This window comes from Microbacterium sp. zg-B185 (genome assembly GCF_030246885.1).
In the GTDB taxonomy this organism is placed as follows: domain Bacteria; phylum Actinomycetota; class Actinomycetes; order Actinomycetales; family Microbacteriaceae; genus Microbacterium.
In genome coordinates this window covers 20760-41402 of the sequence record NZ_CP126739.1, presented here as the reverse complement: position 1 = coordinate 41402, position 20643 = coordinate 20760, and the positions used below count along the sequence as shown (strand labels likewise).

Here is a 20643-nt window from a genome sequence, read left to right as displayed (position 1 = left end):
CTCAGCCGCCGGCCGCGGGCGGTGTCCGCCGGGACTCGGCGAGCTCGTCGACCAGAAGCGAGCTTTCGTCGACGGTGCCGTTGCGGTAGGCCTGCCGGCTGACCATGTGCGCGGAGAGGGGAGCGGTGGCGAACTGGATCAGCACCACCGGCACGAGGAATGCCACCACCGGCCAGGAACGCAGCGAGAGGGCGATCGCCAGGCAGATCACCATGAGTCCGAGCACCTGCGGCTTCGTCGCGGCATGCAGCCGGGTCGGCACATCACGCCAGCGCAGCAGGCCGATCGCGGCGGTCAGGCACAGCAGCGCGCCGAAGAGGATGAGCACCAGCGACGTGGCGTCCAGCCACAGGTCCACAGGTGTGGGGGCGCGCGTGTCCACGCCGTCCGCAACGGTCGCCGCCCAGGCGACGGGCCCAGAGATGAGTGCGGTCATCGGTCGACGTTGTCCTTCCTCGCCACGAAGCGCGCGATCGAGATCGAACCGAACACGCCCACCGCGGCGATGATCAGCAGCACCGGCAGCGCGCGGGTGTGCTGGTTGATGGCCATGTCGGCACCCAGCACGCACATGACCTCGGTGAGGAGGACGTCGGAGGCGACCGCCCGGTCCAGGATCGACGGACCCAGCACGATCCGCCACAGCGTGAGGAGCGCGGCGACGCCGAAGACGATGTAGATCGCCACAAGCAGCGGGTTCATGGCGCTCCTCCCGAGCCGGTGTCCGTAGCGGCGGCCGCACCGGACGTGCCTGCGCGGGACGCGACAGCAGCGACCTGTGCGCGGGAACCGACCGCCATCACGATGCGGCGCTCCCACCCCAGCACGGCCTGCCGCTGCGCTTCGACGTCTTCGGCGTTGCGCACCCCGATGACGTGCAGGTAGAGGATGCGCCGGTCGCGGTCGGCGTCGACGATGAGGGAGCCGGGGATCAGCGAGGCCGTGATCGCCGTGTGCGTCATGATCAGGTCGTCGTCGATGCGCACCGGAACGGCGATGATGGCGGTGCCGGGCTGGTGGCGGAAGTCGAGCACCTGCGCGGCCACGGTCAGCGAGCCGCGGACGACGGCCCACAGGAAGGAGACCACGAAGATGGCGCCGTACCAGATGTTGACACGCCCGGAGAGCTCGACCGGCGGCAGCCGGAACACACGGGTGACGGCCACCGCGGCGATCAGGCCGGTGACGAACGCGAGCACGGTGAACTGTCCCCACAGCAGCATCCACAGCGCGATGAGCCAGACGAAGAACGGCAGCTGGCGCCACACCTGCTGCAGGACGCCGCGCTTGCCGCCCAGCACTCCGGACCCACCGCGGGCGGCGCCGCGGATCGGGTCGCCCGCCTCGTGCCCCGCGGTATGACGGGGGCGCGAGGTGTGATGGATCGGCGCGGTCATCGGCCTGCCTCGTCCTCGAGCTGCGAGATGCTCACCGGCTCCAGCAGCGCCGCGCCGATGCGCGTGCACACCGCGTAAAGCGGTCCGGCGAAGATCGTCAGCGCCACCGTGACCGCGACCATGCCGGCGGTGGCGGCGGTCATGATGCGGGGGATGACGCGACGCTCGGTCTCCACGGCGGCGGCGGGGGCACCGCCGAGATAGGAGATCCGCGCCTCGGTCTCGGCGGAGTCGTCCTCCTCGCGCCAGAACGCCAGGTTCCATGCCCGCATCAGCGCGTACAGGGTCAGCAGCGAGGTCACGATTCCGCCGACGATCAGCACGAGCATGATCGGCGTGCCCACCTCTGCGGCCGCGTCGAACAGCGCGTACTTGCCGATGAAGCCGGAGAACGGCGGGAGTCCGCCGAGGTTGATCGCCGGGATGAAGTAGAGCACGGCGATCACCGGCGCCGCGCGCATCAGTCCTTTCACCCGCAGAATCGACGTGCTGCCCGCGTTGCGCTCGATGAGCCCGACCGCCAGGAACAACGTCGTCTGCACGACGATGTGATGGACCATGTAGTAGATCGTCGCGCCGATCGCCGCCGGGGTCGCGATCGCCAGGCCGAACACCATGTACCCGACGTGGCTGACCAGTGTGAAGGACAGGATGCGTTTCAGCTCCGCCTGCGCGACCGCGCCGAGCACCCCGACGATCATGGTGGCGAGCGCGACGATCAGCAGCAGCAGGTTGACGTCGTTGTCGCGGAACAGCTCGGTCTCGGTGCGGATCATCGCGTAGACGCCGACCTTGGTCAGCAGGCCGGCGAAGACCGCCGTGACCGGAGCCGGCGCGGTCGGATACGAGTCGGGCAGCCAGAAGGACAGCGGGAAGACGGCCGCCTTGATGCTGAATGCGAGCAGCAGCAGGATGTGCAGCACGGTCTGCGTCTGCTGCGGGAGCTGGATCATCCGCTCGGAGATCTGCACCATGTTGACCGTGCCCAGCGCGCCGTAGATCACCGCGATCGCGGCCAGGAACAGGATCGACGAGACCAGCGAGACCACGATGTAGACGACACCGGTGCGGATGCGGGATTCGGTGCTGCCGAGGGTGATCAGAACGTACGACGCGACGAGCAGAATCTCGAACCCGACGTAGAGGTTGAACAGGTCGCCGGCGATGAACGCCGTGAAGATGCCCGCCGCCAGGATCAGATACGACGGGTGGAAGATCGAGACGGGCGTATCGTCATCGCCGTCGGCGGCGCCCTGGCCGACCGAGAAGAGCAGCACCGCCAGGAGGACGACGCTGGAGACGACCACCAGCAGGGCCGCCAGGCGGTCCACGTACAGCACGATCCCGAACGGGATCGGCCAGTTGCCCACCGAGACGGCGAGGGGGGCGTCGCCGACGTCGACGACCACCAGCAGCACAGCGGCGATCACCAGCACCGCAGTGAGCGTCAGGACCGAGACCGCCACCTGTGCCTTGCGGTGCCGCCCCGCGATCAGCGCCGCCGCGGCACCGAGCAGCGGGAGGGTGACCAGGAGAGGAACGAGGGCGTTCACGAGTCGTTCCCGTCTTCGGGGGGCCTGATGCGCCGCGGCGGCTCGTCGCGCCGTGCGGCCGGTCGGTCGGTGGGGGCGTCGTCGCGGATGCCCGCGAAATCCCGGCTGCCGAGCAGCGTGATCGGCGCGGTTTCGGTCCCCAGGAAGTCCGTGGTGGTGTCGTCGCTGACCAGCTCGGTCTCGTCGTCCATCGCGTCCTCGGCGACCGCGCCGCGTGCGCGCAGCGCGATGTCCTCGGCGTCGTCCTCGACCGTGTCGGCCTGGCCGAGCTGCCAGGAGCGATAGATCAGCGCGAGCAGGAACGCCGAGATGCCGAAGGTGATGACGATGGCGGTGAGCGTGAGGGCCTGCGGCAGCGGGTCCGACATCTCTTCGGGCGTTGCGGCGGCGCCGAAGAACGGAGCGACGCCGGGGCGGCCCATCACGATCAGCAGCAGCAGGTTCGTCGCGTTGCCCAGCAGCAGGAAGCCAATCAGCACGCGGGTCAGGCTCCGCTCCAGCATCGCGTAGACGCCGCAGGCGAACAGCACAGCCATCACGATGATCAGCACGAGCGAGACATCCATCAGGTGCTCACCCCGCTGCGCGCGTTCGACGTGCCGGATGCGGAGGGCAGGCTCAGCTCGTACGTCTGGCGGTCGACCTCGGCTCCCAGGCTGCGCAGCACGTCGAGCACGAGGCCGATGACCACCAGGTACACCCCGATGTCGAAGAACGTCGAGGTCACGAACTCGAGGTGTCCGAGGATCGGCACCTGGATCTCGAAGAACGCACTGGTCAGCGGTGGTGCGCCGAAGAAGAGCGGAATGATCGCGCAGGCGACGGCGATCGACATTCCCGTGCCGAGCAGTCGACCGGCGTCCGTGGGGGCGGCGGCCCCGAGTTCGTAGCGACCGCCGGCCACATAGCGCATGACCAGCGCCATCCCGGCGATCAGCCCGCCGGCGAATCCGCCCCCGGGCAGGTTGTGCCCGGCGAAGAGGATGTACAGCGACACGATGATGATCGAGTGGAACAGGACGCGCACGACCACTTCGAGCATGATCGACCGGTTCTCGGGTCGCACACGCTGGCCGCCGACGAGCCAGGCCATCCGCTCGGTGCCGGCGCTGTCGCCGCGGGGGCGAACCCCTTCGTCGGTCTCGACGAGCGGCCGCCGTGTGCGCGCCGCCGCGGGCGGCAGCGCGGTGGAGAGCGAGAGGGTGTCGGCTCGGTGGGTGACGAAGACCAGCGATGCCACTCCCGTCGCAGCCAGGATGAGCACCGACAGTTCACCCATCGTGTCCCACCCGCGCAGGTCCACCAGCGCCACGTTGACGACGTTCTTGCCGTGGCCGAGTTCGTACGCGAGCTCCGGGAAGGAGTCGGAGATCGGCTTGGCCGACCGTGCGGCGGTCGCGACGATGGCGATGACGCCCATGGTGACGCCGACGGCGGCGGCCAGGACGGCGCGGGCGACCGGCCAGACCGAGGCGTTGTGCTCACCCATGCGGGAGGGGATCCGGCGCAGCACCAGGGCGAAGGCGACCAGGGTGACCGTCTCGACGAGGATCTGGGTGAGAGCCAGGTCGGGGGCCCCGCTCGTGGCGAACAGCAGCACCATGCCCAGCCCGGTCACCGAGACCAGGACGACGCCGCTGTAGCGCTTCTGGGCGCGCACGGCCAGCAGACCGGCGGCGATCATCAGCGGAGCGACGACCAGTTGCATCGGGGTCTGGAAGGCGTCCAGCTTGGCCGTCCACTCCGTCCCGAGCAGCAGTGCCGTGCCCTCGGCGGCGACGAAGACCACGAAGATGGTGCCGACGTACACCGGGAGCGAGCCGCGCTGGGTGAAGGTGGTGATCACGACCGACAGCCGAGCGATGCCCCGCAGCGCCCCGTTGTAGATGTCCGCCGCCGTGAAGGGCAGCATCCGCCGACTCCAGCCCGTCGTCCCGACCAGCCAGAACAGTGCGGCACCGGCCGCAATGGTGCCGAGCGAGATCCACAGCGCCGGCTCGAGACCGTGCCAGAGGGCCAGATGCGCAGGATGCGCGGGCGCCGCCACCCCCGCGGAGGACGCCGGCGCCAGCGCCGCGTAGGTTGCCAGCACGGGGTCCAGCACAGAGGCGGCGAGCCCGGCCACGACGGTCAGCGCGGCGAGCAGGACGGGGGCTCCGAGGAATCCGATCGGGGGGTCCGGCCATTCGGTCGGCGGCAGCGTCGTGCCGCGTGCCGGCCCGAGCCGGGCGGCGGCCACGCGCAGCGCTTCGGGGTCCTCGGGGGCCGGTGCGGCCACCTTCTTGGTCCAGAACGCTCCCCACAGGAAGCGGATGCCGTATGCCGCCGTAAGAATGGATCCCAGGACGATGCCGATCAGGCCGACGATGCCCCAGACCGCGCCGCCCTGAGCCTCGTGCAGGAAGGCGGTCAGGATCGTCTCTTTGGCCACGAAGCCGATCGTCGGGATGACCCCCACCATCGAGGCGATGGCGATGAACGAGAACGTCGCCATGACCGGAGCCTGACGGCCGACTCCGCTCAGCTCCCCGATGTCGCGTGTGGAGAGCTGCCGGTCGATGACGCCCACGACCAGGAACAGCGCCGACTTGAACAGCGCGTGGCTGATCAGCAGGGCCAGACCTGCGAGAGCGGCATCCTGGATGCCGTAGCCGAGCACGACCGTCAGAAAGCCCAGCTGGCTGACGGTGCCGAAGGCGAGGATCCTCTTGAGGTCGGTCTCCCGCAGAGCCTGCACGCCGCCGAGCAGCATGGTCAGCGCGCCGAGCCCGACGACGATCGGTCGCCACGGCGCGGAGGCGGCGAAAACGGGCGCGAACAGGGCGATGAGATAGATGCCGGCCTTGACCATCGCGGCGGCGTGCAGATACGCGCTGACCGGAGTGGGCGCGGCCATCGCGCCCGGGAGCCAGAAGTGGAAGGGGAAGATCGCCGACTTGCTGAGCGCGCCGACGAGGATCAGGACGAGCGCCGCGTCGACGACGGCCCCGGTGGGCGCGGCCGTCAGAATCGCGGAGATGCTCGATGTGCCGGTGTCGACCACGAGAAGCACCACCCCGATGAGCATGACCAACCCGCCGAGGGTGGTCACCAGGAGCGCCTGGAGCGCGGCCCGACGGCTGGTCGCGCGGCGGTTGTAGAAGCCGATGAGCAGATACGACAGGACGCTGGTCAGTTCCCAGAACATCACCAGGACGATGAGGTCATCAGTGATGACAAGTCCGTACATCGCGCCGGCGAAGCCGAGAAGCACCGCGGAGAACTGACCGACGCCCTCGGTCTTGCCGCGGAAATACCACCGGCAGTAGAGCATCACCAGGGCACCCACGCCGGTCACGATGAGCGCCATCATCCACGACAGCGTGGTCAGGCGGGCGGACAGCTCGATGCCGAGGGAGGGGATCCAGTCGAATGCCTCGAACGGAATGTCTCCGGCCAGCACGGCCGGCATCTGCACCGCGGTGTAGACGAACGCGGCGATGGGCAGCAGCGCCGCCCCGTAGAAGGCTCTCGCTCCGATGCGTCGGACCAGCCACGGCAGCAGCAGTGGGACGAGCGCGAACGCGCCGAGGAGGACCAGCATGCGGCCTCCTCGGTGTTCGTCGGCCGAACGACTCGGGGGCGGCGGCGCGGGCGATCGGCGTGTCCGAATAAGTGTAACCGCGCGAATCCACGCGCCCCGCGCGACGGGAGCCGTGCGGGGGGCGGATTCAGGCGCGCGGACCGGTCGTGTTTCCCACCCGGAAGACGCACGTGAAACGGATGGATGCGGCGGGCTGACCGGCCAGCATGGCAGCGACGGCCTGTCCCGCGGCGCGGCCCTTCTCGGCGGCGGGTTGGACCAGCGTGGTCAGTCGATACGGTGCCAACCCGTCCACCACGATCCCGTCGAATCCGGTGACGCTGAGCTGCTCGGGAACCCGGAGGCCAAGCTCGTCCGCGGCACGGATGACCCCGGCGGCGAGCAGATCGCTCTGCGCCAGAACGGCGGTCGGACGGGTGATCGGATCGGCCAGCAGTGCGCGGCCGGCCGCCAGTCCCTCGTCGATGGAGCTGCCCTGCGCCGCGTACGCGGGGGCATCGGGGAAGACCTCGCGCGCGCCGGCCAATCGTTCGCGCGTGACGTCGACGGTGATCGCCGCCTCGGGCCCGAGCCGGCCGCGCACCCATCCGGCGTGCGCCGGCAACGTGACCAGGGCGACCCGGGTGTGACCCAGGGTGCGCACGTGGCTGGCTGCCTGGCGCTGCGCCTCGCGGTTGTCGAGCTGGATCTGAGGGATGCCGTCGCCGGCGTCCCCTTCGATCACCACGACCGGGATGCCCCGTGCCTGGACCGCGTCCAGCGACTCGCGCAGCATGCCGCTGCACCCCACGAGCACCGCCGCGTCGAGCGGTGCGGTGGTCAGCGACGGTTCGGTGCCCAGCGGCGCCCGGTCGCGCAGCAGCAGCAGGCCGGCACCGAGGGAGGCGACCCCGTCGGTCAGACCGTCCATCATGAGCGTCTTGACCGGGTCGAGGAACGCGGCGCCGAGGTGCTCTTCGAAGACGACCCCCACGATGCCGGAGCGGCCGCGGCGCAACGACGCCGCGCGGGGGTCGGGGCCGGTGTAACCCAGTGAGCCCGCGGCGTCGAGCACGCGCTGGCGGGTGGCATCGGAGACGGCTGTCTTGCCGCTGAAGACCACGGACGCGGTGGAGGGCGAGACACCGGCACGGCGGGCGACGTCGTTGATCGTGGGTCTGCGAGCGGTCATGGCGCCTCGATGCTACCCCGCGGCTGCGGTACGCGGCCGAATCGATTCGACCTGCCGAGGACGCTGATGGAATCGAATCGATTCGCTAAGGTTGCCCGCATGGAACTCGAACTCGCCCGCGCGCAACTGGTGCGGTGGCGCACCGCGATCTTCGCGATCTTCCTCGCCAGCGGTCTGAGCATCGCGACGTGGGCATCTCGCGTGCCGGCGATCAAAGTCGCGCTGGACGTCGACAACATCCAGATCGGCCTCATGCTCCTCAGCGCGGGCATCGCCTCGATTCTGGGTCTGTCGCTGGCGACGCTGGTGCTGGCGCGGTTCGGCGCACGAAGCGGCATGCTCGGAGCGATCCTGGTGTTCGCGCTCGGGGTGGCGGTCATCGGCGTCGGCACCGACGTGCTCCACTCGTACGTCGCAGTGGTGGCCGGTCTGGCGCTGTTCGGCCTGGGCAACGGGGCGGTCGACGTCATGATGAACGTCGAGGGCGCCGCGATCGAGAAGCAGGTGGGAAAGACGATCCTGCCGCTGTTCCACGCATTCTTCAGCGTCGGCACGGTGATCGGCGCCGGCCTGGGCGCCCTCGCCGCGACGATCGGGCTGAACGTGCTGGTCCACACTTCGGTGATGGCAGTCGTCATCGTGGTCATCGCCTTCGCCTCCCATGCCAACGTTCCCGCCCGGGAGATCACGCTCGACCGGGTCGAGGCCGGACCGAAGTCCCGCTGGCAGACACGGCTGCACACCGCGCTGTCCGCCTGGCGAGAACCGCGCACCTACGCGCTGGGAGTCATCATGCTCGGGATGGCATTCGCCGAGGGCGGCGCCAACGATTGGCTCGCGCTGGGGATGGTCGAAGGCCACGGCGCCACTCAGGCTGTCGGTGCGCTCGGCCTGACGGTCTTCTCGGTGAGCATGACGGTCGTGCGCGTCTTCGGGGGTCCGCTGGTGGACCGGTTCGGTCGGGTCTGGATCCTGCGCGTGCTCTCCGTTCTGGCCACGGCGGGTCTGCTGCTGTTCATCCTGGCCCCCAGCATCCCGCTGGTGTTCGTCGGGGCGGCGCTCTGGGGAGCGGGCGTCTCGCTCGGCTTCCCGCTCGGTATGTCGGCGGCCGCCGATGATCCGGCCAAGGCGGCGGCGCGCGTGAGCGCGGCCGCCACGATCGGCTACATCTCCTTCCTGTGCGGGCCGCCCATCCTGGGGTTCATCAGCGAGCACATCGGCCTGCTGAACACGCTCTACATCCTGGTCGGGCTGGCGATCGCCTCCGGACTCGCGTCGGGCGCCGCCAAGCCGCTGCCCGGAACGACCGTGGACGCCGCTGCGTCGCACGCGCCGTCCGAGCGGGGTTGACCATTCCCTGATCTCTGACGCCGGAGACGCGATCAGGCACCTGCTGCTCGGGGTGATGGAGAAACGCGCCTCCGATCGCGGTCTCGACGCGATCCTCACCGCGCCGGGCCGAAACGCGCGGTTCGCCGATGAGTTGGGCCGCCGATTCATTCCGACCGTGGACCGGCTCGTTGCCGGCGCCGTCGAGGCCGGCGAGCTGCGTCCCGACTTCAGCGGCCAGGAAGTCTGCTTCCTGCGGTTCATGGTCGGCAAGGTCGCGGACATCACCCGGGAATCGAACCCCGAGGTGTGGCGTCGCTGCGCACAGCTGCTCATCGACGGCACTCGCCCGTCGGAGAAGACCCGACCGCGACCTGGAGTTCGATGTGCTGGTCCCCTGGGGAACCACCGACGAAGGTTCCTCCGTGGGACCCGTGCGCTCGCGGACCGAGATCCGCGACCGATCCACGCGATCATCGACCGCGTCCGCGCCGGAGGCAACCGCTAGGGCGCCGCCCTCGGCACGTTCCACTGCCGCACGCGCGGCCGGTACCGTAGCAGGAATGAGACTCGTCATAGCCCGGTGCTCCGTCGACTACACGGGACGTCTCACTGCGCATCTGCCGCTCGCCACCCGACTGCTGATGGTGAAGGCCGACGGCTCAGTCCTGGTTCACAGTGACTCGCTCAGCTACAAGCCTCTGAACTGGATGAGTCCGCCGTGCACGCTGACGGTCTCCGCGCCCACCGAAGCTGACGCCGCGGGCGGGGTGGTCGAGCTGTGGAAGGTCGCACACACCAAAACCGGCGATGCCCTCCTGGTCCGCATCCATGAGGTCGTGCACGACACATCGCACGAACTGGGCGTCGATCCGGGCCTCGTCAAGGACGGCGTCGAGGCTCATCTGCAGCGACTCCTGGCCGAGCAGGTCGCAGTCATCGGCGAAGGGCTCACCCTGGTGCGTCGAGAGTTCCCAACGGCGATCGGCCCGGTGGACCTGCTCCTGCGCGATGCCGCCGGCGGCACGGTCGCCGTCGAGGTCAAGCGCCGCGGCGACATCGACGGAGTCGAGCAGCTCACGCGCTACCTCGAGCTGCTCGGCCGCGACCCGCATCTGGCACCCGTCACGGGCGTGTTCGCGGCGCAGGAGATCAAACCGCAGGCGCGTGTACTCGCCGCCGATCGGGGCATCCGCTGCGTCACCTTGGACTACGACGGCATGAAGGGCGTCGATTCCGGCGCGCCGCGGCTGTTCTGACCGCCGGTTCCCGGTGCGAACGCACGCGCACCCCCTCGGTTCACTTGTCCTGGATGTACGCGCACCGAGCGGTTTCCGGTACATCCAGGGCAAGTGAACGGCCGTGGGGGGCGCAATCTCGCCGGCGAGAGTGCCCGCATAGGCTGGTGCCATGGGGAATCGATCGCCGTGGACGTGTGTGCTCTGGGATGTCGACGGCACCATCGTGGATGCCTCCGAGGGCATCCTGCGACGACTGACCGTCACGCTCGAGCACTTCGGCAAGACCGCGCCGACCAGGGCGGAGCTGGTCCACTGGATCGGACCGCCGATGTTCCAATCGTTCCAGGTCACCGGCGGCATGACTCCGGACCAGGCCGCGGAGGCCGTCGCGTTCTACCGGGTGCTGGGCAAAGCCGACGGCTACACCGCCGGCGCAAAGCTCTTCGCCGGGGTCGGCGAGCTGATCAGGCAGCTCGCCGAGGACGGTGTGCCCCAGGCCACCGCCAGCTCGAAACCCGAGGTGCAGGTCGCGGCGCTCATGGATCATTTCGACCTCTCACCGTGCTTCACCGCGATCGTCGGAGCCACCCCCGACGAGCGGACGCTGGCGGCCAAGGCGGACATCGTCGCCGAAGCGCTGCGCAGACTGGAGGCGGCGGGCGTGGACACGAGCCGCCCGGTGCTCGTCGGCGACCGGCACCATGACGTCGAGGGCGGCGCCGAGAGGGGCGTGCCCGTGATCTTCGTCCGCTGGGGGTTCAGCTGGCCGCACGAGGCTGCCGGCGCGCAGGCGGCCGTGGCCACGGTGGACGAGTTGCGGCATCTGCTGCTGATCGGGGATGCCGGTGCCTGAGGTCCTCGGCGGGGTGCTCGCGTGGGCGGTGCCTGCGCTGATCGTCTTCGGTGCCACGGCCATCGCCGTGGTGGTGGCGGTGTGGGCGATCCGCCGGGCGCGGCGTTCCCCGCGGGCTCGGGCGGCCGCGGACAACCTGCGCGCCCGCGCCGGTGCGGCCCTCGTGACGCTGGATGATGCCGTTGACGAGCTCGACCTCGAGGTCGGCCTTTCCGGGGCGCTGTATGGGGGAGGTGCGCCGGCATCACTGCGCCGTGCCCGCCTGACCGCGCAGCACGTGCGGGATGCCTCGTTCGAGGAGTATCGGCAGCTCGCCGAGCCCGACGCCGCTCCCGACGAGATCAGGCGCGTCTCGACGCGGATCGAGCGGCGCAGCGCCGAGGCACTCGCGACGATCTCCGCCGCCCGGGCCGAGCATTCCGGCTGGGTGCACGCCAATGTCTCCGCGGCAGCGCAGATCGCGGCCGCGCAGCAGCGCCTGGCCGCTCTGCGCGCCACCATGGGCGACCCCGCTGCTCTGGTCGCCGAACTGTCGTCGCGGTTCGCCGAGGACGAGTGGACGGATGCATCCCGCGCCGCGCGCGCCGCCGTCGACCACGCGGACGAGGCGGCCCGTCATCTCGCGAGCGCGGCCCGCACGGCCGAGGATCCGACCCGCACCGCGCTGGTCGAGCTCGCGGAGGCGGAGCGGGCCCTGCGCCGCGCCGAGGTCGAGGCGCGCGCCCTGGAGGAGACGCACCGGCTGGCCACGCAGGCCGCGCAGGCGGTCGCCGGTGAGATCGCCGCGGCGCGCACCGCCCTGCGGCAGGCGTTCGCAACGCGCGACCAGCTGGAGCCGGCGGATGCCGCTCGCCTCGGCTCGGAACTGCGCGCTCTGGAAGCCGAGCTGACCTCGCTCGAGGCGGATGCCGCGCAGCGGCCGACCCGGACTATCGATCGCGTCGCACGGCTGCGCGATCGCCTCGACCTCGCACTCGGCGACGCGCGCACCGCGCAGCAGCGCCTCCGCGGCGCCCGCACCGCTCTGCCCGGGACCCTCGCGGCGGCCCGCAACGCGGTCGCGCACGCCGAAGCATCCCTCGGTCATGTCCGGGCGAGCGCCGACGCCCGCTCGCGACTGATCTCCGCGCAGCGGGAACTGGCCGCGGCCCGCCAGATGCAGGATCCGGTCGACGCGCTGGATGCCGCCCGGCGGGCGATGCGCGACGCCGAGGACGCGAAAGCCCTCGCCGACTACGACCGTCTCGCCGGACGGTGAGCCGGTCGGCCGCGCGCCGGGGGCCGGCGCCGACGCCGCTATCGTGAAGCCATGACCGACGTCCAGACCACGCCGCGCCGTCCCCTGCTCGTCGTGATGAGCCGGATACCGGCGACGCTGATCCTGGTCGCCTCGCTTCTGGTCGTCGGCGTCCTCTCCGCGGGACTCTGGACCCCGTTCCAGGACTCGCCGCTGTGGGAGAACGTCGCCTACGGTCTGCCTGCGTTCCTGGACGGGAGATGGTGGACGCCGATCACCGGCACGTTCTTCGTCAACCACCCGCTGGTCTACATCCTCACCATCGGCAGCTTCGTCGGAATGGCATATCTCGAGTTCCGGCGTGGTTCCCGGGTCGCCATCGCGTATTACACGGTCGGTCAGCTGTTTGCGATCTTCGCCAGCGCCCTGCTGGTGTGGCTGTTCGCATTCCTGCCGTGGCCGTGGGCCCAGGCTGAGGCGCTGGCGTTGGACGTGGGTCCTTCCGGGGGGGCGATGGCGTGCCTCGCGGCGGCCGCCGGCCTGCTGAGCGCCCCGTGGCGGGTGCGCGCCTGGGTGGTCCTGCTCGGATTCACCGTGGTGAGCCTGTTGTTCTGGGGATCCCTCGCCGACCTCGAGCACGCAGTTGCGGTGGTCCTGGTGCTGTTCGTGGACCGATCGCTGCGACTTCAGCGCACGACGATGCGCGAACAGCGCCTTCTGGCGTTCGCGACGATCCTGACCCTGCTCGCCGTCGAGATCCTGACCTTCCTCGTGCCCACCGACGGGCCGTTCGGCAGCACCACGGCGCGGGGAGGATCGATCCTGGACATCGGGATCGACATCGTGGTGGTGCTGATCGTGGCCAACGGGCTGCGTCGCGGCCGGCGCTGGGCGTGGGTGATCAGCATCATCCTGGGCGCCTTCAACGTCCTGACCGGCGTGCTGTTCGTGGCGCTGCTCGTGTTCGTGCCGGGCGCCGAGATCGAAAGCTCCGTCGGCGACGTGAGCGTGGCCATCGCGCAGTCCGCGCTGTGGGGCGTTCTGCTGGTCTACCTCCTGTGGGTGCGCGGCGCATTCGCCGCTCACCGCAAGGCGACGATCGGCACCGGGCCCGAGCCGTCGGTCGAGGACGTGAAGACCGCACTGCATGCGCACGGAGGCGGCACGCTGTCCTGGATGACGACGTGGCGCGGCAACAGCTACTCCCGAACGACCGACGGCATCGTCGCCTACCAGAAGCGGGCGGGAGTGGCGATCGCTCTGGCCGACCCCCTCGGACCGGAGCGGTCACGCGCCCAGTCGGTCCAGGAGTTCATCACCATGGCCGAACGTGCCGGCCTGATCCCGTGCTTCTTCAGCGCCGGCGATGCGACCAAGGCGGCGGTCCCCGACTCGTGGCGCAACCTCGTTGTCGCCGACGACACGATCGTCGACCTGCCCGGTCTGGAGTTCACCGGCAAGGCATGGTCGGCTGTGCGCACGTCGATCAATCGCGCGGCCCGCGAGGATGTGACCTTCCGAATGACGCGGCTGTCCGACGAGCCGTGGGGAGTCCAGCAGCAGCTGCGCGCCATCTCCGAGATGTGGGTGGGCGACAAGGGGCTGCCGGAGATGGGGTTCACCCTGGGCACCCTGGACGAGGCGAAGGACCCCGAGGTTCGGCTGGCGCTGGCCGTCTCGGCGAACGGCGACGTGGACGGCTTCCTGTCATGGCTGCCGATCTTCGGCGATGACGGAAAGGCGCGCGGCTGGACGCTGGATCTGATGCGGCGCCGGGACGGCGGATTCGGTCCCGTGATGGAATTCCTGATCGGCTCCTCGGCGAAGCACTTCTCCGAGGAGGGCGCCCAGATCATGTCCCTCTCCGGTGCGCCGCTCTCTCATGACTACCCGCCGGATGCCGGGGCCATCGCCGGTCTCTCGGACTGGCTGGCGAAGATGCTCGAGCCGGTATACGGCTTCGGCTCGCTCCACCGGTTCAAGGAGAAGTTCCACCCGCGGTACGAGACGATGTACCTGCTCTTCCGCGACGAGACCGACCTGACCCGCATCGGGGCGGGACTGACCCGCGCGTTCCTGCCCGATGCGACGCTGCGGCAGTTCGCCGGGGCAGGGGTGGAACTCATGCGGGGCGAGCGCGACTGAGCCGGTGCGTGGCCGAGCCGGTTCGAAGGCCGAGCTGGCACCGAGATCGGACGCGACCCGCCCCGCATGTCGCGGCGCGAGCGCCGCGTGTCAACCGATCAGACCGGACGAATGTTCTCAGCCTGCAGGCCCTTCGGGCCCTGGGCTACTTCGAACTCGACGCGCTGGTTCTCTTCAAGCGAGCGGTAACCGCCCGACTGGATCGCGGTGTAGTGCGCGAAGACGTCAGCGCCGCCGTCATCAGGAGCAATGAAGCCGAAGCCCTTCTCCGCGTTGAACCACTTGACCGTGCCCTGGGTACTCATGTATTGCCGTTCTGTTGTGCCCGCGCCATCTGCGTCGAGTCCCGATCAGGGTACCGAAAACTGGGCTGATAGCGGGAAAACTCGGGAAAGAAGGTGACACGAATGTTGCATGTCGCCATCGTCCGCCCGGGCTGAGAGAAGACACTCGAAGCCCGGGCGTCGACGGATCCCCCCGGATAGGCCACGCGTGGCGTGACATCGCACACTCTATCGATATATCGGCCTTTCGGCGAGGAAATCCGTCAGCCGGAATCGTCCGTCGATCGGACGTAAAATACGAGTGCAATGAGATCGTCCCTTCCTCCCCTCGAACCACAGGGCAGCGTCCTCGGTGATGAGGTGTATTCGCTCCTCGGCGAGGCGATCCTCGACGGTCGGCTCAGCGCCGGCGAGCGGCTGCGGGACCAGGAGCTGGCCGGGCAGCTGGGTGTCTCGCGCACCCCGGTCCGGGAAGCACTCCAGCGGCTGGAGCGGACCGGGCTGGTCGAGGTCTTCCCCAATCGCTACACGCGCGTGTCCGTGCCGGGCGAGCGCACGCACGCGGACACGAACGAGTTCTTCGTGTACATGATGGGCAACGCGCTGCTGCTGGCCCTGCGGCGCTGCTCCGACGAAGCCCTCGCGCACAGTCTGGAGCACGCGGACGCGATCATCGCGGCATCCCGCATCGACGATCATGACGGCATCATGGCGGCGACGTCGCGATTCCTCGAACGCATCATCGCGGACAGCGAGAACGTGGTCTTTCTCAGGGTGATGCGCGAAGCAGAGTTGGCCATCCGGCGCAACCTGGCGGGATGGCACCCGTTCGTTCAGTGTCCGATCCAGCGCACCGAGAGGTACGTGGAGTTCCGCGATGCCGTCGCGTCGCGCGACGGGATTCGCGCCGAGGCGATCCTGCGCGACCTGCACGGGCTGGCCTGACCACTGACGCCTGTCGCCGCCCCTCGCTAGCGTTGTGGGTGTGAGTCACATCGAACTGCGCGACCTCGACGAGGATGACCTTGACGCGATCTTCGAGATGATGCGCGATGAGGCCGCCGTGGAGATGGCCGCGTTCACCGCCGCGGACCCGAACGATCGGGACGTCTTCGACGAGTGGATCGCCCGGCAGCGTGCCACCGCGGATGTCGCGCTCTACGTGGTGACCGAGGGTGGCGGGTTCGCGGGCACGGCGGCGCTCTTCTCCGCCGACGGCGAGCGGGAGGTCACGTACTGGATCGCGCGGCACGCCTGGGGTCGCGGCGTCGCGACAGAGGCGCTGCGGCGGCTGGTCTCCCGCGAACCGGAACGGCCGCTGTTCGCCCGCGTCGCCGCGCACAATGCGGCATCCGTGGCCGTCCTGACCAAGGTCGGGTTCACCGAGGTCTCCCGCGACATCGACTTCGCGCCCGGCCTCGGGCGGGATGCCGAGGAGATCGTGCTGGTGCTGGTGCCCACGCTGGAGTAGCCGAGACGGGCGGCAGGGGGCGGTTGTCCGCCACCGGTCACCCGGACGAATGAAGAAGGCCCCCGTTTCCGGGGGCCTTCTTCGTGTCGTGCGCGAGGGGGGAGTTGAACCCCCACGCCCTTTCGGGCACTGGCACCTGAAGCCAGCGCGTCTGCCTATTCCGCCACTCGCGCGAGATGCGGCATCCGGAGATACTGCGCAACTCAACTTGCCGAGGATATCACGCGCGCGGCCAGACCCCGCATCGCGGTCGGACCCCCGCCTCGGCGCGTGCCCGCGCACCGGTCAGGACGGCAGCGATCCGGCGTCTCGGCTCCGTCGGATCCGCCCCCGGGCCGCGGAACTGCGCCGCCCCGGCCGTGCGCACCGCCCGCAGGACGCAGTTCCCAGCTCCGCACAGCGTATGCAATTAGCATGTACCGACTGGCATCCCTGCCTAAGGAGTCGTGTGGGACTACTTGACAGCTTCGAGAAGGGTCTCGAGCGCGCCGTGAACAGCGCGTTCGCGAAGACCTTCCGCAGCGGTATCCAGCCCGTCGAGATCGCTTCCGCACTGCGCAGCGAACTGGACAAGAAGGCCGCCATCGTGAGCCGAGACCGGATCCTGGCGCCCAACTCCTTCACCGTGCATCTGTCCACCGCCGACGACGAGCGCATGCGCACCCTCGGCGGCGCCCTCGGCGAAGAGCTGGACACCCTCGTGCACAAGCACGCCAAGTCCCAGGGCTATTCATTCGCCGGACCGGTGTCGATCACGCTGGAGCGCGACCCGCAGCTGTCCACCGGTACCCTGCGCGTGGATTCCTCCACCGCCGAGGGCCGCGTGGCGTGGCGCGGTGTGCTCGATGTGGAAGGAAAGCGGCATCCGCTGGTGAAATCCCGCACGGTGATCGGCCGGGGCAGCGACGCCGACATCACGATCTCGGACTCCGGGACCAGCCGCAAGCACGTCGAGATCCTGTGGGACGGCGAGCGGGCGATGGTGCGCGACCTGCAGTCCACGAACGGAACGCTGCTGGACGGGCGCAAGGTGACCGAAGCGGCGCTTCCGCCGGACTCGACCGTCACGATCGGGCGCACCGACATCGTCTTCCGCGTGGTCGCGCAGGCCGCCCCGGCACGCCCGGTGCAGCCGGCCGCCGACGCGACCCGCGCCTACGACCTTCGCGACGGGGGGCCGCTGCGGTGAGCGAACTGACCCTCCTGCTGCTGCGCATCGGATTCCTGCTGCTGCTGTGGTTCTTCGTGTTCGCGGTGGTGTACTCCCTGCGCGCCGATCTGTTCGGCGTGAAGGTGCGACGGATGCCGGAGCCGGTCGCAGCGCCGGCCGCGGCGGCACGGGCCACGGCGCCGGTCGCCCCGCAGCGAGCAGCGCCGTCCGGCGCGCGCGGCGGACGGGCCACCACCGAGACCGTCTCGCGCATCGTCATCACCAGCGGGCCGAAGGCCGGACTCGAACTGCCGCTGGGCACCGAGCCGCTCACCATCGGACGCTCCAGCGAATCCGGCCTGGTGATCCGCGATGACTACACGTCCAGCCACCACGCGCGTCTCGTGCTGTGGGGCGAGCAGTGGATGATCCAGGACCTGGACTCCACGAACGGAACCTGGCACGACGGTGCCCGCGTCAGCTCTCCGGTGCCGATCATCTCGGGTGCACCGATCAAGGTCGGCGCGACGACCTTCGAGCTGCGGAAGTAGCGGACCCCTCACACATGGTCTTCCAGGGTTCGAGCGCCGCCATCTCGCACACCGGCAAGGTGCGCTCCAACAACCAGGACTCCGGCTATGCCGGCTCGAACCTGTTCGCCGTCGCCGACGGAATGGGCGGCCACGCCGGCGGCGATGTCGCCTCCAGCCTCGCCATCGCACGCCTGGAGCGCGTGGACCACCCGTTCGAGTCCACGTCCGAGGCCGAGCGTGCACTGCGCGATGCGATCGCGGATGCCGCGGTCGAGCTGATCGACACCGTCCACATCAAGCCCGAGCTCGCGGGCATGGGCACCACGGTGAGCGCGCTGGTCATGGTCGATGACTACGCGGTGATCGCGCACATCGGCGACTCGCGCATCTACCTGTACCGCGACGACGCGCTGACGCAGATCACGACCGACCACACCTTCGTGCAGCGCCTGGTCGATTCGGGTCGCATCACACCGGAAGAGGCACGGTTCCACCCGCGCCGGTCGGTGCTGATGCGCGTGCTGGGCGACATGGACCCCGACCCCGAGCTGGACACCTTCATCATGCCGACCCAGCCCGGGGATCGCTGGCTGCTGTGCTCGGACGGGCTGTGCGGCGTCATCGACGACGCGCACACCGCGAAGGCGCTGGCGCTCGGGCTGGCACCGGGCCGCACCGCGGACAATCTGCTCAAGCAGGCGCTCGATGCCGGAGCGCCCGACAACGTCACGATCGTCCTGGTGGACGTGGGCGGGCAGCATCCGATCTTCTCCGGCACGCCCACCATCGTCGGCTCCGCCTCCAACCCGCTGGGCGTCGAGGTGCCCGCCGCGCGGACCGGACGCAGCGGATGGCTGCACCCGAACCGGCAGGCGGCCAACGAGCCGAGCCACTTCGAACCGGCGGCCGAGTTCCTGGAGGAGCTCATCGAGGAGGATCGCCGCCGCGCCAAGCGTCGGCGCATCGGCTGGATCGTCGGGCTGGTCCTGGTGCTCGTGCTCATCGCGGGGGTTCTGCTCGCGGCCTACAACTGGACGCAGACGCGCTACTACGTCGGTGCCGACGAGGACACCGTGGTGATCTTCCAGGGGATCCAGCAGAACATCGGTCCGATCGCGCTGTCCACACCGTACGAGGACACCGAGATCCTGCTGGCCGACCTTCCCTCCTTCAGTCGCGCCACCGTCGAGCGCACCATCTCGGCGCGCTCACTGGCCGACGCCGAGGCCATCGTGGATCGGCTGCGCAGTTCTGCGGAGGCCACCCGATGAGCGCACCATCCCGCAGCACCGAGTCGATCGCCGCCGACACCGCCGTCATCCGTGCGCTGCGCCGCATCCGGGTGCCACAGACCCAGCGCAACCGCGAGCTGTTCCTGCTGATCTTCGCCTTCGCCATCAACGCCTCGTCCGTCGCACTGGTGCAGCTGGGCGCGCTGGGCGCGATCGACGCCACCTTCCTGATCTACTGCGGCGGTCTGATGGCGCTGGTGCTCGCCCTGCACATCGTGCTCAGGCTGCGAGCGCAGGATGCCGACCCGTTCGTCCTGCCCATCGCAACCGTGCTCACGGGCCTGGGCATCGCGATGATCTACCGCATCGACATCGCGCTGGACCTGCACGGGTGGGACGCGTACTCGACCAAGCAGCTGGCCTGGGCGGGCATCGCGGTCAGCGGTGCGATCGCGGTGGTGCTCCTGCTGCGCAACTACCGGCTGCTCTTCCGCTACACGTACATCGCCGGCCTGGTCGGCGTCGTGCTGCTGATCCTGCCGATCGTCCCCGGCCTCGGAACGGACGCGAACGCGGATGTCTGGGTCTCGCTCGGGTTCTTCTCGTTCCAGCCCGGCGAGCTGGCCAAGATATCCCTGGCGATCTTCTTCGCCGGCTATCTGGTGCGCACGCGCGAGAGCCTCACGTCGGTGGGTACGCGGTTCCTCGGGCTCACCTGGCCGCGCGCCCGCGAGCTCGGCCCGCTCCTGGTGATCTGGCTGGTCTCCCTGGGGATCATCGTGCTGCAGCGGGATCTCGGCACCGGCCTGCTCATCTTCGGGATGTTCGTGGCGATGCTGTACGTCGCGACCGGCAAGACCAGCTGGGTCGTCATCGGCGTGCTGCTCGCGGCCGCCGGCGCCTTTCTCGCTTCACGCGTGCTGCCCTACGTCGGCGGCCGGTTCACCAACTGGCTCGACGCGTTCAACCCGGAGGTGATCGAGCGCAGCGGCGGAAGCTACCAGCTCGTGCAGGGGATCTTCGGGCTCGCCCACGGCGGTCTGCTGGGCACGGGCCTGGGTCAGGGTCGCCCCTACATCACGCCGCTCTCGCAGAGCGACTACATCCTGCCGAGCCTCGGCGAGGAGCTGGGCCTCATCGGGGTGTTCGCGATCCTCTGTCTCTACATGGTCTTCACCAGCCGCGGCATCCGCATCGGGCTGGCCGGTCAGGACGACTTCGGCAAGCTTCTGGCGACCGGGCTGTCCTTCACGATCGCGCTGCAGGTGTTCATCATGGTCGGCGGCGTGACACGGCTGATCCCGCTGACGGGGCTGACCACCCCGTTCCTCGCCGCGGGCGGATCATCGCTCGTGGCCAACTGGATCATCGTCGCGATCCTGCTGCGGATCTCCGATGCGGTGCGCAGCCGTCCCCGGGTGGTGATCGGGTGATGACCACGACCCACACCCGCGCGGCGGGGGG

General features: G+C 69.6%; 20 protein-coding genes and 1 tRNA gene. 12 read left to right on the top strand and 9 right to left on the bottom strand.

Going from position 1 to position 20643, the window contains the following annotated elements:
* Position 1 precedes the first annotated feature (1 nt).
* From mnhG to QNO12_RS00180, 7 genes are all read right to left on the bottom strand, one after another.
* The gene (gene mnhG, locus QNO12_RS00210; protein WP_306820476.1) at positions 2 to 436 is read right to left on the bottom strand and encodes a monovalent cation/H(+) antiporter subunit G; all 435 of its coding nucleotides are present in this window, start codon (positions 434 to 436) and stop codon (positions 2 to 4) included.
* Positions 433 to 702, bottom strand: a complete 270-nt coding sequence (locus QNO12_RS00205; RefSeq protein WP_257500928.1) for an MrpF/PhaF family protein — start codon at positions 700 to 702, stop codon at positions 433 to 435. The genes mnhG and QNO12_RS00205 overlap by 4 nt, the downstream gene beginning before the upstream one ends.
* Positions 699 to 1397: a Na+/H+ antiporter subunit E gene (locus QNO12_RS00200; RefSeq protein ID WP_257500929.1), complete on the bottom strand. Its 699-nt coding sequence runs from the start codon at positions 1395 to 1397 to the stop codon at positions 699 to 701. The genes QNO12_RS00205 and QNO12_RS00200 overlap by 4 nt, the downstream gene beginning before the upstream one ends.
* Positions 1394 to 2950, bottom strand: a complete 1557-nt coding sequence (locus QNO12_RS00195) for a Na+/H+ antiporter subunit D (protein WP_257500930.1) — start codon at positions 2948 to 2950, stop codon at positions 1394 to 1396. Before QNO12_RS00195 ends, QNO12_RS00200 begins: the two co-directional genes overlap by 4 nt.
* Positions 2947 to 3516 (bottom strand): Na(+)/H(+) antiporter subunit C, encoded by a 570-nt coding sequence (locus tag QNO12_RS00190; RefSeq protein WP_257500931.1) that lies wholly within the window; start codon positions 3514 to 3516, stop codon positions 2947 to 2949. The genes QNO12_RS00195 and QNO12_RS00190 overlap by 4 nt, the downstream gene beginning before the upstream one ends.
* Positions 3516 to 6533, bottom strand: a complete 3018-nt coding sequence (locus tag QNO12_RS00185) for a Na+/H+ antiporter subunit A (protein ID WP_257500932.1) — start codon at positions 6531 to 6533, stop codon at positions 3516 to 3518. The genes QNO12_RS00190 and QNO12_RS00185 overlap by 1 nt, the downstream gene beginning before the upstream one ends.
* Positions 6534 to 6660: 127 nt before the next feature.
* Complete coding sequence (locus tag QNO12_RS00180) at positions 6661 to 7704, bottom strand: LacI family DNA-binding transcriptional regulator (RefSeq protein WP_257500933.1); 1044 nt, start codon at positions 7702 to 7704, stop codon at positions 6661 to 6663.
* A gap of 99 nt (positions 7705 to 7803) precedes the next feature.
* On the opposite strand from QNO12_RS00180, the gene QNO12_RS00175 reads away from it, so the two are divergent.
* From QNO12_RS00175 to QNO12_RS00150, 6 genes are all read left to right on the top strand, one after another.
* Positions 7804 to 9054 carry an MFS transporter gene (locus QNO12_RS00175; protein ID WP_257500934.1) on the top strand — a complete coding sequence of 417 codons (1251 nt, stop codon included), beginning with the start codon at positions 7804 to 7806 and terminating at the stop codon, positions 9052 to 9054.
* Positions 9023 to 9541: an SbtR family transcriptional regulator gene (locus QNO12_RS00170; protein ID WP_502883271.1), complete on the top strand. Its 519-nt coding sequence runs from the start codon at positions 9023 to 9025 to the stop codon at positions 9539 to 9541. The genes QNO12_RS00175 and QNO12_RS00170 overlap by 32 nt, the downstream gene beginning before the upstream one ends.
* A 55-nt stretch (positions 9542 to 9596) precedes the next feature.
* The gene (gene nucS, locus QNO12_RS00165; RefSeq protein WP_257500936.1) at positions 9597 to 10292 is read left to right on the top strand and encodes an endonuclease NucS; all 696 of its coding nucleotides are present in this window, start codon (positions 9597 to 9599) and stop codon (positions 10290 to 10292) included.
* Positions 10293 to 10443: 151 nt separating this feature from the next.
* Complete coding sequence (locus QNO12_RS00160; RefSeq protein WP_257500937.1) at positions 10444 to 11127, top strand: HAD hydrolase-like protein; 684 nt, start codon at positions 10444 to 10446, stop codon at positions 11125 to 11127.
* Positions 11114 to 12385 carry a coiled-coil domain-containing protein gene (locus QNO12_RS00155; protein ID WP_257500938.1) on the top strand — a complete coding sequence of 424 codons (1272 nt, stop codon included), beginning with the start codon at positions 11114 to 11116 and terminating at the stop codon, positions 12383 to 12385. The genes QNO12_RS00160 and QNO12_RS00155 overlap by 14 nt, the downstream gene beginning before the upstream one ends.
* 51 nt (positions 12386 to 12436) lie before the next feature.
* Complete coding sequence (locus QNO12_RS00150) at positions 12437 to 14509, top strand: bifunctional lysylphosphatidylglycerol flippase/synthetase MprF (protein ID WP_257500939.1); 2073 nt, start codon at positions 12437 to 12439, stop codon at positions 14507 to 14509.
* A 98-nt stretch (positions 14510 to 14607) separates the two neighbouring features.
* Here the strand turns inward: QNO12_RS00150 and QNO12_RS00145 are convergent, their stop codons facing one another.
* A complete protein-coding gene (locus QNO12_RS00145) occupies positions 14608 to 14814 on the bottom strand; it encodes a cold-shock protein (protein ID WP_091485579.1) in 207 nt (68 codons plus the stop codon).
* A 285-nt stretch (positions 14815 to 15099) separates the two neighbouring features.
* Between QNO12_RS00145 and QNO12_RS00140 the strand changes: the two genes are divergently transcribed.
* Positions 15100 to 15738: a GntR family transcriptional regulator gene (locus tag QNO12_RS00140; protein ID WP_257500940.1), complete on the top strand. Its 639-nt coding sequence runs from the start codon at positions 15100 to 15102 to the stop codon at positions 15736 to 15738.
* A gap of 40 nt (positions 15739 to 15778) precedes the next feature.
* The gene (locus tag QNO12_RS00135; protein WP_257500941.1) at positions 15779 to 16264 is read left to right on the top strand and encodes a GNAT family N-acetyltransferase; all 486 of its coding nucleotides are present in this window, start codon (positions 15779 to 15781) and stop codon (positions 16262 to 16264) included.
* 89 nt (positions 16265 to 16353) lie between these two features.
* On the opposite strand, the gene QNO12_RS00130 is transcribed toward QNO12_RS00135, so the two are convergent.
* Positions 16354 to 16437 (bottom strand) — tRNA-Leu (locus tag QNO12_RS00130).
* Between the two features lie 275 nt (positions 16438 to 16712).
* Here QNO12_RS00130 and QNO12_RS00125 point away from each other — a divergent pair.
* Genes QNO12_RS00125 through QNO12_RS00110 form a run of 4 tightly spaced genes read left to right on the top strand, consistent with a single transcriptional unit; the run spans position 16713 to position 20612 of the window.
* Positions 16713 to 17453: an FHA domain-containing protein gene (locus QNO12_RS00125; protein ID WP_257500942.1), complete on the top strand. Its 741-nt coding sequence runs from the start codon at positions 16713 to 16715 to the stop codon at positions 17451 to 17453.
* Positions 17450 to 17965, top strand: coding sequence for an FHA domain-containing protein FhaB/FipA (locus QNO12_RS00120; RefSeq protein ID WP_257500943.1), 516 nt, complete (start codon positions 17450 to 17452; stop codon positions 17963 to 17965). Before QNO12_RS00125 ends, QNO12_RS00120 begins: the two co-directional genes overlap by 4 nt.
* 14 nt (positions 17966 to 17979) lie before the next feature.
* Entirely contained in the window at positions 17980 to 19218 is a 1239-nt protein-coding gene (locus QNO12_RS00115; protein ID WP_257500944.1) for a PP2C family protein-serine/threonine phosphatase, read from the top strand.
* Positions 19215 to 20612 carry an FtsW/RodA/SpoVE family cell cycle protein gene (locus QNO12_RS00110; RefSeq protein WP_257500945.1) on the top strand — a complete coding sequence of 466 codons (1398 nt, stop codon included), beginning with the start codon at positions 19215 to 19217 and terminating at the stop codon, positions 20610 to 20612. The genes QNO12_RS00115 and QNO12_RS00110 overlap by 4 nt, the downstream gene beginning before the upstream one ends.
* Positions 20613 to 20643: the final 31 nt, after the last annotated feature.

Coding starts and splice junctions, on each gene's coding strand:
- mnhG (WP_306820476.1), bottom strand. CDS start 436: ATGACCGCACTCATCTCTGGGCCCGTCGCCTGGGCGGCGACCGTTGCG.
- QNO12_RS00205 (WP_257500928.1), bottom strand. CDS start 702: ATGAACCCGCTGCTTGTGGCGATCTACATCGTCTTCGGCGTCGCCGCG.
- QNO12_RS00200 (WP_257500929.1), bottom strand. CDS start 1,397: ATGACCGCGCCGATCCATCACACCTCGCGCCCCCGTCATACCGCGGGG.
- QNO12_RS00190 (WP_257500931.1), bottom strand. CDS start 3,516: ATGGATGTCTCGCTCGTGCTGATCATCGTGATGGCTGTGCTGTTCGCC.
- QNO12_RS00185 (WP_257500932.1), bottom strand. CDS start 6,533: ATGCTGGTCCTCCTCGGCGCGTTCGCGCTCGTCCCACTGCTGCTGCCG.
- QNO12_RS00180 (WP_257500933.1), bottom strand. CDS start 7,704: ATGACCGCTCGCAGACCCACGATCAACGACGTCGCCCGCCGTGCCGGT.
- QNO12_RS00175 (WP_257500934.1), top strand. CDS start 7,804: ATGGAACTCGAACTCGCCCGCGCGCAACTGGTGCGGTGGCGCACCGCG.
- nucS (WP_257500936.1), top strand. CDS start 9,597: ATGAGACTCGTCATAGCCCGGTGCTCCGTCGACTACACGGGACGTCTC.
- QNO12_RS00160 (WP_257500937.1), top strand. CDS start 10,444: ATGGGGAATCGATCGCCGTGGACGTGTGTGCTCTGGGATGTCGACGGC.
- QNO12_RS00155 (WP_257500938.1), top strand. CDS start 11,114: ATGCCGGTGCCTGAGGTCCTCGGCGGGGTGCTCGCGTGGGCGGTGCCT.
- QNO12_RS00150 (WP_257500939.1), top strand. CDS start 12,437: ATGACCGACGTCCAGACCACGCCGCGCCGTCCCCTGCTCGTCGTGATG.
- QNO12_RS00145 (WP_091485579.1), bottom strand. CDS start 14,814: ATGAGTACCCAGGGCACGGTCAAGTGGTTCAACGCGGAGAAGGGCTTC.
- QNO12_RS00140 (WP_257500940.1), top strand. CDS start 15,100: ATGAGATCGTCCCTTCCTCCCCTCGAACCACAGGGCAGCGTCCTCGGT.
- QNO12_RS00115 (WP_257500944.1), top strand. CDS start 17,980: ATGGTCTTCCAGGGTTCGAGCGCCGCCATCTCGCACACCGGCAAGGTG.
- QNO12_RS00110 (WP_257500945.1), top strand. CDS start 19,215: ATGAGCGCACCATCCCGCAGCACCGAGTCGATCGCCGCCGACACCGCC.